The organism is Paraburkholderia sp. WC7.3g (assembly GCF_050436345.1).
In the GTDB taxonomy this organism is placed as follows: domain Bacteria; phylum Pseudomonadota; class Gammaproteobacteria; order Burkholderiales; family Burkholderiaceae; genus Paraburkholderia; species Paraburkholderia podalyriae.
This window is the reverse complement of sequence record NZ_JBNDMA010000001.1, coordinates 2,163,348-2,177,486: the sequence shown is the minus strand read 5'-3', so window position 1 is coordinate 2,177,486 and position 14,139 is coordinate 2,163,348. Positions and strand designations below refer to the sequence as shown.

Sequence of the window (14,139 nt, the reverse complement as noted above, 5' to 3'; positions counted from 1 at the left end):
TAGCAAAGGCGTGAGACGGCCTCACGGCTGCAAATCTGGCGGCAACGGCGGCAACATCGGCGCGGCGCCCGCGTTGCCCACCACAAAGATCCGCTCAGGCATCTGGAATCCGCGCAACTTCAACAATTCGAGCGGACCGGCTCCGAGCTGCGTGCGCAGCGTCGCGAATGGCGAACCGCTGCGCTATAAGACATAGAATTTCTTCTGCATTGGCGCACTGACACAATCCATTTCCTGGCGGCGCCAGACACCGCGCGCGGAAGAAAATTGCCAGCGCGCGCAAGCCGCAAAAACCTGCGAGACTGAGCGTGATGCGCATCGGCCCGTGCCGGTCGTACTGGCCCGCAACGCCGCTGCCACCCACTCTTGGATAACCCCGCCGCCGCCCTCATCTACACGAGCATGACTTCGGCCAGCAGATCAACCGCCGCACTCGACACGGCGCCCGCTTCCCGCAAGGCCCGCGCCACCGCGAACGCGGCGCGGCCCACCGCGCCGGCCCTGCCGCCGGTACAGCAGGCACTCGACGGTTTTCACCCAGCCGTCGCCGGCTGGTTCCTGAAAACGTTCGCCGCCCCAACCGACGCGCAGACCGCCGCATGGCCGCAAATCCGTAGCGGCCGCTCGACGCTGGTCGCCGCGCCAACCGGCTCCGGCAAAACGCTGACCGCGTTCCTGTCCGCGCTGAACGACCTGGTGTCGCGAGGCCTGGCGAACGGCGGCACGCTGCCCGACGAAACGCTGGTCGTCTACGTGTCGCCGCTAAAGGCGCTTTCCAACGACATCCGCGTCAATTTGCAGTTGCCGCTGCAAGGCATTGCCGCCGAGCTGGCTGCGCTCGGCCAGCCGCCGCTCCAGATCCGCACGGCGGTGCGCACCGGCGATACCACACAGCAGGAGCGCAACGCGCTGAAAAAACGCGCGCCGCACATTCTCGTGACGACGCCCGAATCGCTGTACGTGCTGCTCGGCTCGGACTCGGGACGCCGCATGCTGGCGACGGTGCGCACCGTGATCGTCGATGAAATCCATGCGCTCGCGGGCAGCAAGCGCGGCAGTCATCTCGCGCTGAGCCTCGAACGGCTCGACGCGCTGTGCGGGCAACGGCTGCCGCGCATCGGGCTGTCGGCGACGCAAAAGCCGGTCAGCGCGGTCGCGCGGTTTCTGGTCGGCGGCGCAAGCCTCGACAGCGACGCGCCGGCCGAGTGCGCGGTGATCGACGTCGGCCACGTCCGCGCACGCGACCTCGCGCTCGAGATCCCGCCGGTGCCGCTCGAAGCGGTGCTGCCCAACGAGGTGTGGGAGCGCGTCTACGACCGGCTGGCCGAGCTGGTCGCGCAACATCGCACGACGCTGATCTTCGTCAACACGCGCCGCATGGCCGAGCGCGCCGCGCGCCATCTGACCGAGCGGCTCGGCAAGGACGCGGTCGCCGCGCATCACGGCAGTCTCGCGAAGGAGCATCGGTTCGACGCCGAACAGCGCTTGAAACGCGGCGAGCTGCGCGTGCTGATCGCGACCGCGTCGCTCGAACTCGGCATCGATATCGGCGACGTCGACCTGGTCTGCCAGATGGGTTCGCCGCGCGCGATCGCGCCGTTCCTGCAACGCGTCGGCCGCTCGGGGCACCACGTGGGCGGCATGCCGAAGGGGCGGCTGTTTCCGGCCTCGCGCGACGATCTGCTCGAATGCGCGGCGCTGCTCGATTGCGTGCGGCGTGGCGAGCTCGACGCGCTGCGCATTCCCCGTGCGCCGCTCGACGTGCTCGCGCAACAGATCGTCGCGGAAGTGTCGAGCGCCGAGTGGAACGAGGATGCGCTGTTCGACATGCTGCGGCGCGCCGCGCCGTACGCGGATCTGCCGCGCGAACAATACGACGCGGTGCTGCGCATGCTCGCCGAGGGCTACACGAGCCGCCACGGTCCGCGCGCCGCGTATGTGCATCGAGACGCCGTCAGCGGCACGCTGCGTGGCCGGCGCGGCGGCAAGCTGGTCGCCGTAACGTCGGGCGGGACGATCCCCGAGAACGCCGATTACGCGGTCGTGCTCGAACCGCAGGCGATCAACATCGGCACCGTCAACGAGGACTTCGCAGTCGAAAGCCTCGCCGGCGATGTGTTCCAGCTCGGCAACGCGTCGTACCGGATTCTGCGCATCGAGAGCGGCCGGGTCCGCGTCGAGGACGCACAAGGGCAACCACCGAACATTCCGTTCTGGCTCGGCGAGGCGCCGGGGCGCAGCGATGAGCTGTCGTTCGCGGTCGCGCGACTGCGCGAGCAGGTCGAGGGCTTGCTCACGGAGCGCGAGCCCGCGGCACGCGCGCTCGCCTCGGCGCGAATCGCCGCGACGGAACTGGCAGACGAGCCCAGCTCCACCGCCGCGCCTCTCGACCACGCCATCGCATGGCTCATCGACAACCTCGCGCTCGACGAACCCGCCGCGCGCCAGATCGTCGAGTACCTGGCGCGCGCCCGCGCGGCGCTCGGCGTGCTGCCGACGCAGAGCACGCTCGTGATGGAGCGCTTTTTCGACGAATCGGGCGGCACCCAGCTCGTAATCCACTCGCCGTTCGGTAGCCGCGTGAATCGCGCGTGGGGGCTCGCGCTGCGCAAGCGCTTCTGCCGCAGCTTCAACTTCGAGCTGCAAGCCGCGGCCACCGAAGACGCGATCGTGCTGTCGCTGACCGGCAGCCACTCGTTCGTGCTCGACGAGGTCTGGCGCTATCTGCATTCGAACAGCGCCGAGCATCTGCTGATCCAGGCGCTGCTCGATGCGCCGTTATTCGGCGTGCGCTGGCGCTGGAACGCGACGACCGCGCTCGGCCTGCCGCGCTACACGGGTGGCCGCAAAACCGCGCCGCAACTGCAGCGCATGCGCAGCGAGGATCTGCTCGCCAGCGTGTTTCCTGAGCAGGCCGCGTGTCTGGAGAACGTCGTCGGCGAACGCGAGGTGCCGCGCCATCCTTTGGTCGACCAGACCATCGACGACTGCCTGCACGACGCGATGGACAGCGAACGCTGGCTCGCGCTGCTACGCCGCATCGAGCACGGCGAACTGCGGCTCGTCGCGCGCGATCTGCCGGCGCCGTCGCCGCTCGCCGCCGAAATTCTGACCGCGAAGCCCTACGCGTATCTGGACGACGCGCCGATCGAGGAGCGCCGCACCCAGGCGGTGCTGAACCGTCGCTGGACGGACCCTGAAAGCGCCGACGATCTCGGCGCGCTCGACGCCGCCGCGCTCGACAGCGTGCGCGACGAAGCCTGGCCCCAGGCACGCACCGCCGACGAAATGCACGAAGCGCTGACGGGCCTAGCGTGCATCACCGCAGCCGAAGCGCTAGCGCACGAGGCCTGGCCGGCGCTGCTCGACGCGTTGGCGAAAGCTGGCCGGGCGACGCGCTTGCCGCTGGCCGCGAAAGCGAACCCGGGCACCGCCAGCCATCACGACGACAGCGCACTGTGGCTGCCCGTCGAACGCCTCACCTGCTTTGAAGCGCTCTACCCCGGCATCCCGCGCGATCGCTACGCTCCGCCGTTAAACGCGCCGAAGGGCTATACCGAAACCTGGAGCGCCGACGACGCGCTCGTCGACGTGCTGCGCGCGCGTCTGACCGGTTTCGGTCCACTGACGCTCGACGCGATCGCGCGCCCGCTAGGCTTGCCGGCCGACCGGGTCGAACCGGCGCTGATCCGGCTGGAAACCGAAGGCTATCTGCTGCGCGGCCGCTTCACGCCGCACACGAGCGACGAGGAATGGTGCGAGCGGCACCTGCTCGCACGTATCCACCGCTACACGGTGAAGCGGCTGCGGCGCGAGATCGAGCCGGTCGAGCGGCACGACTTCATGCGCTTCCTGTTCGAATGGCAGCATCTGACGCCGACTTCGCGCGCCGAAGGCCGCGACGCGCTCGCCGCCGCGCTCGATCAGCTCGAAGGCTTCCAGGCCGCGGCGGGCGCGTGGGAGGAAGACATCCTGCCCGCGCGCGTGCGCGCCTACGCCAACAGTTCGCTCGATGAACTATGCCGCGCCGGCAAGATCGTCTGGACCCGCCTGACCGAGCGGGCGCGCGGCGCCGCCGGTCCGGTGCGCGGCACGCCGATCGTGCTGCTGCCGCGCGCCCAGTTGCGCGCGTGGCGCGCGCTGCTCGATCCGGCGCGCCAGCTCGAGTTGTCGGCGCTCGCGCAAAGCGTGCACGACACGCTCGCGCAACACGGCGCAATGTTCTTCGATGAACTGCTGGCCGATGTGCGTGTGCTGCGCATCGAGCTGGAAAACGCGCTCGGCGAGCTGGTCGCGGCCGGCCTCGCGAACTCCGACAGCTTCGCGGGCTTGCGCGCGTTGCTGAAGCCGGTCGCCAAACGCAACGCGTTTTCCGGCGGCCGGCGGGCGCGAGCGAGCGCGCTGATCGGCGGCATGGACGACGCGGGGCGGTGGGCGCTCGTGAGCCGCCCGTCCGCCGCCACGCCGGAAAATCCGCCCGAGCGGCGCCGCCAGTTGCCGCCCGAGGTGCTCGAACACGTCGCGATGACGTTGCTGCGACGCTACGGCGTCGTGTTCTGGCGCGTGCTCGAACGCGAGGCCGAGTGGCTGCCGCCGTGGCGCGATCTGCTGCGCGTGCTGCAGCGGCTGGAAGCACGCGGTGTGATCCGCGGCGGGCGCTTCGTCAACGGGCTCGCGGGCGAGCAGTTCGCGCTTCCGGAGGCAATTCCACTGCTGCGCGAAGTGCGGCGGCAGCCGAACGACGGTGCGCTTATTTGCGTCGCGGGCACGGACCCGCTGAATCTCGTCGGCACGCTGCTGGTCGGCGACAAGGTGCCGGCCGTCGCCGGAAATCGCGTGCTCTACCGCGACGGCGTGGTGGCGGCCACGCTGGTGGCCGGGAAGTTCTGGTTCGACGCGGCGCTCGACGCCGATCCGCCCGAGCGCGAACGCGCCCGCGCGTTGCTGGCGCGCCGCTTCTAGCGGCGTCACCGTAGCGTCGTTTTACTGTGGAATGATCCCGCGCACATTGTTAGCAAAACGTTAATGATTCTTCGCTGGAATTGTCACGCTTAGATACAATGAGACAGTTTCGATTTAGTATGAGGAAGACTGCCGGCCGCCGCCCGCCTTGATAGGGACCGCCGCCATACTCCGGGGATTTCATGAGCGACGAGTTACACGACCAGGTGCTTCACGCGCGGTTCGGCACGCGCAGCCCTTGCTGGCGCCTGGCGGCCGCCAGCGATTCGCTGCAACTCGCGCCGACGCACGGCCACGCGGCTGGCGGCGTCGCCATTCCCCTCACGCCTTCTCAAGCCTCGCGGGTCCGCGCTCTGAGCGGCGTGACCTCGCACGTGGTCGTCGACGTGCATCTGGACGGCGCGCCGCTGCGCCTGCATCTGATCGGCAGGAAACTCGATTGTCATCGCTGGGGCGGCACCGCCTCGGCCGATGCCGACACTGAATCCGTCGCGCGCGCGTTGCTGCACGGTCTGTCGTTTGCCGAACAGGTGGTCTCCGAAGTGAACTCGGTCGTCGTGATCGTCGACCGGCACGGCCGGATACAGCGCTTCAACCACCTGGCCGAAGAGCTGACCGGGCTCAGGGAAGAAGACATCATCGGCCGCAGCGTCTGGACGCTGTTCATGTCGTCCGACAACGGCGGGGTCTCGAACGAGGTCAGCGCGAACTTCTTCAATCGCGGCGAACCGTACGAGATCGAACGGCGCATCAACACGGTGCATGGCGAGCGGCTGTTCCTGTTTCGCAACAAGTTCGTGCGCAGCGGCAGCGGCATCGAAGACCAGTTCCTGATCTGCTCGGGCACCGACATCACCGAACAACGGCTCGCGCAGGACCGCCTGATCGAGCAGGCCACGACCGACCCGCTCACCGGCCTCGCCAATCGCAACGCGATCCAGCAGCGCATCCAGATCGCGATCGAACAGGCCGCGCCCGGCGAAACCGTCGGCGTGCTGTTTCTCGATCTCGACAACTTCAAGAAGGTCAACGATCACTACGGCCACGTGTTCGGCGACCGGCTGATTTGCGACGTGTCGGACGCGATCCGCAACTGCCTGAATCCGGGCGACTCGCTCGCGCGGCTCGGCGGCGACGAATTCATCGTGCTCGCGGCGAAGGGCTTTGCGCATCAGCTCGAAAACACCGCGCAGCGCATTCTCGACCGGATGCGCATGCCGTTCGCGGTCGGGCTCGTCGAGGTCTATACCGGCTGCTCGATCGGCATTGCGCGTTCGCCGGAGCATGGCGACAGCCTCGAATCACTGATCCGCTCGGCCGACACCGCGATGTACGTCGCGAAGGACGAAGGCAAGCGCACCCATCGCGTGTTCTCGCCGGACATGAACCGCCGCGTCGCCGAGTTCATGTGGCTCGATACGAATCTGCGCCGCGGTCTCGACGAGGGCCAGCTCGCACTGCACTATCAGCCGAAGCTGAACCTCGCCACGGGCGCCGTGCAAGGCGCGGAAGCGCTGGTGCGCTGGAACTCGCCGGAGCGCGGGCAGATCATGCCGGTGGAATTCATCCGCTATGCCGAGGAATCCGGACTGATCGGCGTGCTCGGCCGCTGGGTGATGGAAACCGCCGCCAAACAGGCGGCCCGCTGGAAGGCGGCCGGCTACGACCTGCGCGTCGCGATCAACGTGTCGGCGCGACAGCTGACCGATACAGCCGTGGTCCGTCATTTCACCGAGGCCTTGCAGCACGCGAGCCTCGATCCGTGCCTGATCGACCTCGAGCTGACCGAAAGCTGCCTGATCGAAAACGAAGCGGCCGCGATCGAGCTGATCAAGCAGTTCCGCCAGCTCGGCGCGCAGGTGCATCTGGACGACTTCGGCACCGGCTATTCGTCGCTGTCGCAGCTCGGCCGCATTCCGCTCGACGTGATCAAGCTCGACCGCAGCTTCGTGCGCTCGATCCACGCGGACCTGAAGGCCCAGGCGCTGGTGCGCTCGATGGTCGCGGTCGCGCAGGAGCTCGATTTCCAGGTGGTCGCCGAAGGGATCGAAACCGAAGCGGAAGAAGCCTTCATGAAGGGGCTCGGCGTCGATTACGTACAGGGCTTCCTGTATGCGAAGCCGATGCCCGCCATCGAGTTCGAGCGCTGGCTGCTCGATAGGCGCAAGCTCAGGCTGATCGCCTGAGCCTTTTTCGACGCGCGCGTCAGCGCAGGCGCGCCGGCCATCCCGCTAGTTCGTTTTCGCTGACGCCGACGGCGCGCGCCGCAGCGTGGATTTGCTTCCATGTGGCCGCGTCGATCGGAATGCCGGCGGCCTCGCGTTGCGCGCGCGTCACGCGCTCGGGTTCGCCGGGTTCGTAGATGCGCGCGGTGCCCGCCGCGAGCGGCGACGCCTTCACCCACGCGACGAACGCATCGGCTTCGGCTTGCGCGTCGGGCGCGTCGAATGCGGCCGGATCGATGATGACCGACAGCATGCCGTTGATGATCGCGTGCGTGGTGCCGAGCGTGTCCGCATGCGTCGTGAAGCCACCCGACAGCGCGCCGCCGAAAATCTCGCACATCGCCGCGAGCCCGAAACCCTTGTATCCGCCGAACGGCGTCAGCGCGCCGAACGGCGCTTCGTGCATGACTTTCGGTTCGAGCGTCGGCATGCCTTCGTGATCGATCAGTGCGCCGGGTGGTGTGTGCTTGCCCTGGTTATAAGCGACGCGCGTCTTGCCGAATGCGATCGTGCTGGTCGCGAAGTCGAGCACGAGCGGCGGCTTGCCGGGCCGCGGATAAGCGGCGCAGAACGGATTCGTGCCGATGCGCCGGTCCGCGCCGCCGAACGGCGCGACGAGCGGATCGCCCGCCACGTTGACGAAGTGGAACGACACCAGCCCGGCGTGTGCGCACTGTTCGGCCCAATGCCCGATGCGGCCGATATGATGCGCGCCGCGCAAGCCCACCGCGCAGATGCCGAGCCGCCGCGCGCGCTCGATGCCCCGCTCCATCGCCTCGAACGCGATCACCTGGCCGAAGCCCTTGCCGCCTTCGACGGTCAGGACCGCGCCCGCGTCTTTCACGACGTCGGCGTGCCGATTCAATTGCAATTGCTCGTCGGCGAGCGACTCGACATAGCGCGGGATCATGCCGACGCCGTGCGAGTCGTGTCCGGTCAGATTCGCGGCCACCAGGTGATCGGCAACCAGTTCCGCTTCGCGCGGCGCACTGCCCGCTCGCTCCCAGATCGCCCTGACGTAGGCATGCAGTTGATCGGCCGGAATCCGGGACGTGGTGGCTTGGGCAGTCTGGGAGTCGGTCATTCAGCGTGTCGGTGTGGTTCGAACGGAGGAAATCAACCGGCGGGACGAAGCTCAAGGCGCCGCGGCGATCACCTCGGCAACCGCGGCCGTCAGCTTCTTGCCGTACGGCACGTGCAGGAACTCGTTCGGCCCATGCGCGTTCGACTTCGGCCCGAGCACGCCGCACACCATGAACTGCGACTTCGGGAAGCCCGCCTTGAGCACGTTCATCAACGGGATCGTGCCGCCAAGCCCCATGTAGGCGGCGTCGGCGCCGAAGTGCCGACGCGATGCGTCGTTGAGCGCGGTGGCCAGCCAAGGCGCGACCTCCGGCGCGCTCCAGCCGCTCGCCCCGCCCGCATCCGGCTTGAACGTGACCTTCGCGTTGTACGGCGGATCGAATTCGAGCAGCGCCTTCAGTTCGGCGACCGCCTTGTCCGCTTCGATGGTCGGCGGCAGACGCAGCGACAGCTTGAACGCCGTGCGCGGACGCAGCACATTGCCGGCGTCGGCGAGCGCGGGCAAGCCAGCCGCGCCCGTCACCGACAGCGACGGACGCCACGTCGAATTGAGCAGCCCCTCGCGCGGATCGGTCGTAGTGGGCAACACCTGGCGGCCGTCCTGGCCGCACGCCCACGGCATTTTCTTCCAGACGTCATCGCCGAGGATTTTTGCGGCGGCCTCCGCTTCGCGCAGACGATCGGCCGGCACCGGGCAGTGGAAGCCCTTCGGCAGCAGCGAGCCGTTCGCGGAGTCTTCCAGACGGTCGAACAGCTGCCGCATGATGCGGAAGCTCGACGGTACGATGCCGCCGTAGACGCCCGAGTGAATCCCTTCGTCGAGCACCTGCACTTCGAGATCGCCGCCGACGAGCCCGCGCAGCGACGTGGTCAGCCACAGCTGATCGTAATTGCCCGCGCCCGAGTCCAGACACACGACGAGCCCGACGTTACCGAGCCGCTCGCGCAGCGCGTCGACGTAGGGCAATAGATCGTAGCTGCCCGACTCCTCGCAGGTTTCGATCAGCCCGACGCAGCGCGGACGCTCGACCCCCTGCGCATCGAGCGCGGCAAGCGCCGTCAGGCTCGCGTAGATCGCGTAGCCGTCGTCCGCGCCGCCGCGCCCGTAGAGCTTGCCGTCTTCGAACTTCGGCGTCCACGGACCGAGGTCGTGGCGCCAGCCGTCGAACTCGGGCTGCTTGTCGAGATGGCCGTACAGCACGATGGTTTCGTCGCTGCCCGAGCGCGTCGCGGCCGTCTCGAAGAAGATCACCGGCGTGCGGCCCGGCAGGCGGACCACCTCGAGCTTCAGGCCGCGCACCGGTTGCTGCTCGGCCCAGTGCGCGGCGTCGGTGATCACGCGCTCCAGATAACCGTGCTTTGCCCAGTCCGGATCGAACGCCGGACTCTTGGCCGGCACCGCGATGTAGTCCGTCAGCGCGGGCACGATCTCGTCGTCCCACTTGCGCTCGACGAATTCTCGTAGCGTCTCAGGGTTGAGTTGAGCCTGGCGGGTCGTATCGTCTGTGATCATGATCGGGTCCGTGAGGTGCTGTTCGGTCGAAACGATCATCATAGTCCCGATGCGTGCAGCGCTGAACCCCTTGCGGCGATGGGATGCGCAGCGGGAATGCACAAGGAGGCGGCGCAAAGCGGCCATTCGCGCGACAATTCCCACATGCATCACGCATCAGGAGTTTTTATGGGTGGCAACGTGGCCGTTCAGGCCATCGCCGCGGCGTTCGCGCTGGCGCTGTATTTTCTGCCGGCGATCATCGCGGACCGACGCAAGCGTCGCGACGTGCTGACGCTCGCGCTGTTCAACGCCTGCCTTGGCTGGACCGTGCTCGGCTGGGTGCTCGCGCTGTATTGGGCGCTGCAGCCCAATCCGGCTGACAGCCTCGCGAGCGACGTGATGGCGACACGCAAGCTGTCGAGCATGCGCGCGTTTTCATCGGCGCTGATGCTGCGCGTGCGGCGACGCGAGGCCGACCGCAACCGACCCAAGCGCTGAAACGATTCGGGCGACTCGATCGATACGAGCGATAAGCCGACAACAATAAACGGGATGATTGACGTGAAGGTCTGTCACTCAGGCAGCGCGCCCGATGCGACTCCACTGTACCGAGCCCGCCGGAATGGAGCGCGGTTCCGCACGCACGGCTTGCGGTGCAAACATTTCCTGGCGCAGTTCGCCGTGTTCGTCGAACCACTCGCAAATCAGCCAGTCGCCGGGGTCCAGCGCTACCGGACCAGCGTACGTGACGGTCATGCGCGGGCCCCCTTCCTTTAGTTTGACGACGTCGCCCGCGTTGAAGGCGGCGGATGTGCTCTGGAATGCGTCAATGGTAGCGGTCAGCATATTCAGTCCCCCTATCTTGAGCGTTATTAAGTCATTGAGCCTGGGTTTATCGACTTCGCCCTGTTGAATCAGCACTCTAAAAGTTAAGACAGATTAACAATCGAATTTAAGCGCCGCAAGTGCTTTTTATTGATACCGTTTTCAGTCGGACGTGCCTCCATGCCTGATGGCTAAAGTTCCCGACCTTTCCACCTATGTGCGCTACCGCACATACGCAACACTTACTGCTGGCCGTTTGCAGGCCGGTAGGAAATGCGCTGGGGTTTCGTCTGATTAGAAAACGTGACGCAACGAAGCACAAGGGTTATTCCGAAGGAGCCGGTTTATCCTAAATCAGAATTACCTGTGAACGAGTAGATCGCCGGTAAATGCCGGATAGTTCGTTATACCGCTCCGTTCAAATCGAACGATTTTTTCAGTGAACCAACAAATGAAAACGATTACCAACGAATTAATTTCAAACTGCGAGCGCGACTGAGTGCCGCGCGCGTCGTTGATGACGCACCAGCAGCACGCTCAGGCCGATACACACGAACATCAGCACGGCATTGATCGCGAGGCTCAGCTGGAACGCGTGCGCATAAGACGCAGGTGCCGCGCTACCGTCGAGCGCTCCGAAGAATGCGCCGCTGATCGCCGCGGTGCCGAACGCGGAGCCGATCTGCAACGTCGAGGACACCACACCCGATGCAAGCCCGGCCTTCTCGGGCACCGCCTCCTGCAGCACGATGCGCATGATCGATGGCAACAGCAGCCCATGTCCGACACCCGCGCAAACCAGCCCGCCGTAGAACAGCAAATCTGGCGTTGCGGATCGGGTCGCCGACCAGCCGGTCACGGCGAAGCCTAGCGTCATCATCGAGAAGCCGAGCGTCAGCACGTGGGCGCCGATGCGCTTGATCACGGCCGGTGAGCTCAGCGGCCCGATCACGAAGCCGAGTGCGAACGGCATGATCGCGATGCCCGACGCGAGCGGCGTCCAGTGCAGGCCGGTTTGCAGGAAGATGCCGTAGGTCAGGAAGAATGCGCTATTGCAGTAGAACAGGAACGCAAGCACGAGACCGAGCGCGAACGCGCGATTGCGAAACAGTTGCAGATCGACGAGAGGATGGCCGCCGCCGCGCTCGACGCGCCGCTCGGTCGCGACGAACAGCGCGGACACCGGCACCGCGAGCGCGAACATCGCGAACGTCCACGCCGGCCAACCGGCTTCGCGGCCGTGCGTCATCGGATAGATGACGAGCAACAGCAGCGCGGACAATAACGCGACGCCCTTCAGATCGACGCCCGTATGCGTGGCCGGCTGGTTCTCCGGCACGAACTTCCATGTGCCGATGAACGCCGCGATGCCGATCGGGATGTTGATCAGGAAGATCACGCGCCAGTCGAGCCCGAACGGGCGATACGTGATCAGCGCGCCGCCGCCGAGTTGCCCGACGATCGACGACAGCCCGAACACGAAGCCATACAGGCTCATCACGCGCGTCTGCTGATGCAACGGCACGACCGCGCGAATCGTCGCGAGCACCTGCGGCGCCATCACCGCGGCCGCGATGCCTTGCATGATGCGCGAGATCACGAGCACGTGGCCGCTCGTCGCGAAGCCGCACAGCGCCGACGCGATCACGAAAGCCGCCATGCCCGTCATGAACATGCGACGGCGGCCGAACAGATCGCCGAGCCGGCCGCCCGTGATCAGCAGCACCGCGTAGGCGGACGCATAAGCCGACACGACGAGCTGCAGTTGCGCGTCGCTCGCGTTGAGGCCGGTGCGAATCGACGGCAACGCGAGATTGACGATGAAGTAATCGAGCGGCGCGAGAAAGGCGCCAACGAATAGCACGGCGAGCGCGAGCGCCTGGCGCGGCGACGCCGCCTGGGCGGCGACAGCCATGCCTGCCATCGCCGGGCCGGGACCGGGCACGACCCCGGCTGCGCTCGCCGCGCGGCTGGCGGATCCACCGAATGCCGCCTGAGCGGACTTGATCGCTTGCGTTTTCATGACCGATCGTTCAAAAATTAACTAAAAAAAATGCGCCGTCAGGCGCTACACCAGCGCGCGCATCGCGACATCGACGATACCGGTCAGCGCATCCTCCTGATGCGCGACCCGCCCCAGGACCCGCAAGCCCTGCATCACGCACAGCAGGAAATCGCCGACGGCTTTTTCGTTGAGCGTCGAATCGAATGCGCCGCTCGCCTGACCGCGAATCACCGCCGCCGCGAGCAGCGTCGCCATGCGACGCTGAATCGCGGCGACGCGCGCGCGCAGCACTTCGTCATCGTGCTGCATTTCCAGCGTCGTATTGGTGATGAAGCAGCTGCGCTGGCCGCTCAGCGCGCAGGCGACTCGTGCGTAATGCAGTAGCGCGTCACGCAGCGCCTGCTCGGGGTCGGCGGACGCGCTCAATCGCTGCGCAAGCCGCGCGACCGCGCCTTCCGAGTAGTGATCCAGTGCGGCAAGCATGATGCCGTGCTTGTCGCCGAATACACCGTACAGGCTGCCGCGCAGCAGACCGGTGGCCTTGCATAGGTCGTCGATCGACGTCGCGTGATAGCCGTGGTCCCAGAATACTTGGCTCGCGCTCGCCAGCACGGCGTCCGTGTCGAACTCGCGCGGACGGCCGCGTTGACATGTTTCGCCGGGTTTTTTCGCGGCTTGCTTTGAATGACTCACTTGCGATGACCTGATTACTTCGTTGGTGTCAGTTCGTCCATATTATGACTGGTCATTCAATAAAACAAGGATGGCTCCCCGTAGCCCTATGTGCGTTAGGGTCATACGTGCATTCGACAACCGTCATGAAAAAAGCCGGCGGTGGGCGGAGCCCTGCGCCGGCCTGGTTGCGCGATGACCGTGACTGCGGAGGTTCAGGTTTCGAGCTTCGCATCCATCGTAATCGTCGCATTCAGCACCTTCGACACCGGGCAACCCGCCTTCGCGTCCGCGGTAGCCTTGTCGAACGCGGCCTTGTCACCGCCCGGAATTTTCACGGTCACGTCGAGATGCACCGCGGTGATCGCGAAGCCCCCGCCTTCCTTGTCGAGCGTGACGGTGGCCGTGGTGCCGATCCGCTCCGGCGTGATGTTGGCCTTGCCCAGTTCCGCCGACAACGCCATTGAGAAACACCCCGCATGCGCAGCCGCGATCAGCTCTTCCGGATTCGTGCCGACGCCGTCCGCGAAGCGCGTCGAGAACGAGTATTGGGTGTCCTTCAGGACGCCGCTGTCGGTGGAAATCGAGCCCTTGCCGTTCTGCAGGCCGCCTTGCCAGACTGCCGATGCCTTGCGCTTCATTGCGCTCTCCTGTTTGTGCCTGGCCGCGCACTCTGCTCGACCGAACATGATGCCCGCCGCGGCGGTCCGCCCGGATGTGTCCGCGCGCGGGCATCGGTCGCTGGTGTCGCGCGGCGTTCAGGCGCGGGCGGGGACCGGATTTCATCATAGGCGCTTCCGGGTGCCGGCGCGAAAAAGCGCCCTTCCTCGTTATCTCAAAATTGGCAATAATATTTCTCCGGAATGCCGCTT

General features: G+C 66.3%; 10 protein-coding genes. 4 read left to right on the top strand and 6 right to left on the bottom strand.

The genetic code is table 11. The features are described 5' to 3' along the window. The first annotated feature begins 10 nt into the window (after window positions 1-10). The 3 genes from OKW43_RS10050 (at window position 11) to pdeR (ending at window position 7,148) form a co-directional block, all read left to right on the top strand. The gene (locus tag OKW43_RS10050; RefSeq protein ID WP_187634127.1) at window positions 11-196 is read left to right on the top strand and encodes a hypothetical protein; all 186 of its coding nucleotides are present in this window, start codon (window positions 11-13) and stop codon (window positions 194-196) included. A 206-nt stretch (window positions 197-402) separates the two neighbouring features. Beyond that, window positions 403-4,962: a DEAD/DEAH box helicase gene (locus OKW43_RS10045; protein ID WP_429447386.1), complete on the top strand. Its 4,560-nt coding sequence runs from the start codon at window positions 403-405 to the stop codon at window positions 4,960-4,962. A 182-nt stretch (window positions 4,963-5,144) separates the two neighbouring features. After that, window positions 5,145-7,148, top strand: a complete 2,004-nt coding sequence (pdeR, locus tag OKW43_RS10040) for a cyclic di-GMP phosphodiesterase (RefSeq protein WP_429446934.1) — start codon at window positions 5,145-5,147, stop codon at window positions 7,146-7,148. Between the two features lie 19 nt (window positions 7,149-7,167). Here pdeR and OKW43_RS10035 read toward each other — a convergent pair whose 3' ends face one another. After that, window positions 7,168-8,271 carry a malate/lactate/ureidoglycolate dehydrogenase gene (locus OKW43_RS10035; protein ID WP_187634124.1) on the bottom strand — a complete coding sequence of 368 codons (1,104 nt, stop codon included), beginning with the start codon at window positions 8,269-8,271 and terminating at the stop codon, window positions 7,168-7,170. A gap of 51 nt (window positions 8,272-8,322) precedes the next feature. Further along, window positions 8,323-9,783 carry a M20 family metallopeptidase gene (locus OKW43_RS10030; RefSeq protein WP_429446932.1) on the bottom strand — a complete coding sequence of 487 codons (1,461 nt, stop codon included), beginning with the start codon at window positions 9,781-9,783 and terminating at the stop codon, window positions 8,323-8,325. Between the two features lie 168 nt (window positions 9,784-9,951). On the opposite strand from OKW43_RS10030, the gene OKW43_RS10025 reads away from it, so the two are divergent. Next, entirely contained in the window at window positions 9,952-10,263 is a 312-nt protein-coding gene (locus OKW43_RS10025) for a superinfection immunity protein (RefSeq protein WP_187634122.1), read from the top strand. A 78-nt stretch (window positions 10,264-10,341) separates the two neighbouring features. Here OKW43_RS10025 and OKW43_RS10020 read toward each other — a convergent pair whose 3' ends face one another. The 4 genes from OKW43_RS10020 to OKW43_RS10005 all read right to left on the bottom strand — a co-directional run bounded on the left by OKW43_RS10020 (window position 10,342) and on the right by OKW43_RS10005 (window position 13,908). Further along, window positions 10,342-10,611 carry a YodC family protein gene (locus OKW43_RS10020; protein WP_187634270.1) on the bottom strand — a complete coding sequence of 90 codons (270 nt, stop codon included), beginning with the start codon at window positions 10,609-10,611 and terminating at the stop codon, window positions 10,342-10,344. Between the two features lie 457 nt (window positions 10,612-11,068). After that, window positions 11,069-12,613 (bottom strand): MFS transporter, encoded by a 1,545-nt coding sequence (locus tag OKW43_RS10015; protein WP_429446930.1) that lies wholly within the window; start codon window positions 12,611-12,613, stop codon window positions 11,069-11,071. 45 nt (window positions 12,614-12,658) lie between these two features. Further along, window positions 12,659-13,288, bottom strand: coding sequence for a TetR/AcrR family transcriptional regulator (locus tag OKW43_RS10010; protein WP_429446928.1), 630 nt, complete (start codon window positions 13,286-13,288; stop codon window positions 12,659-12,661). A gap of 194 nt (window positions 13,289-13,482) precedes the next feature. Beyond that, on the bottom strand, window positions 13,483-13,908 hold the full coding sequence (locus tag OKW43_RS10005) for an OsmC family protein (protein WP_429446926.1): 426 nt from the start codon (window positions 13,906-13,908) through the stop codon (window positions 13,483-13,485). Between the last annotated feature and the right edge of the window lie 231 nt (window positions 13,909-14,139).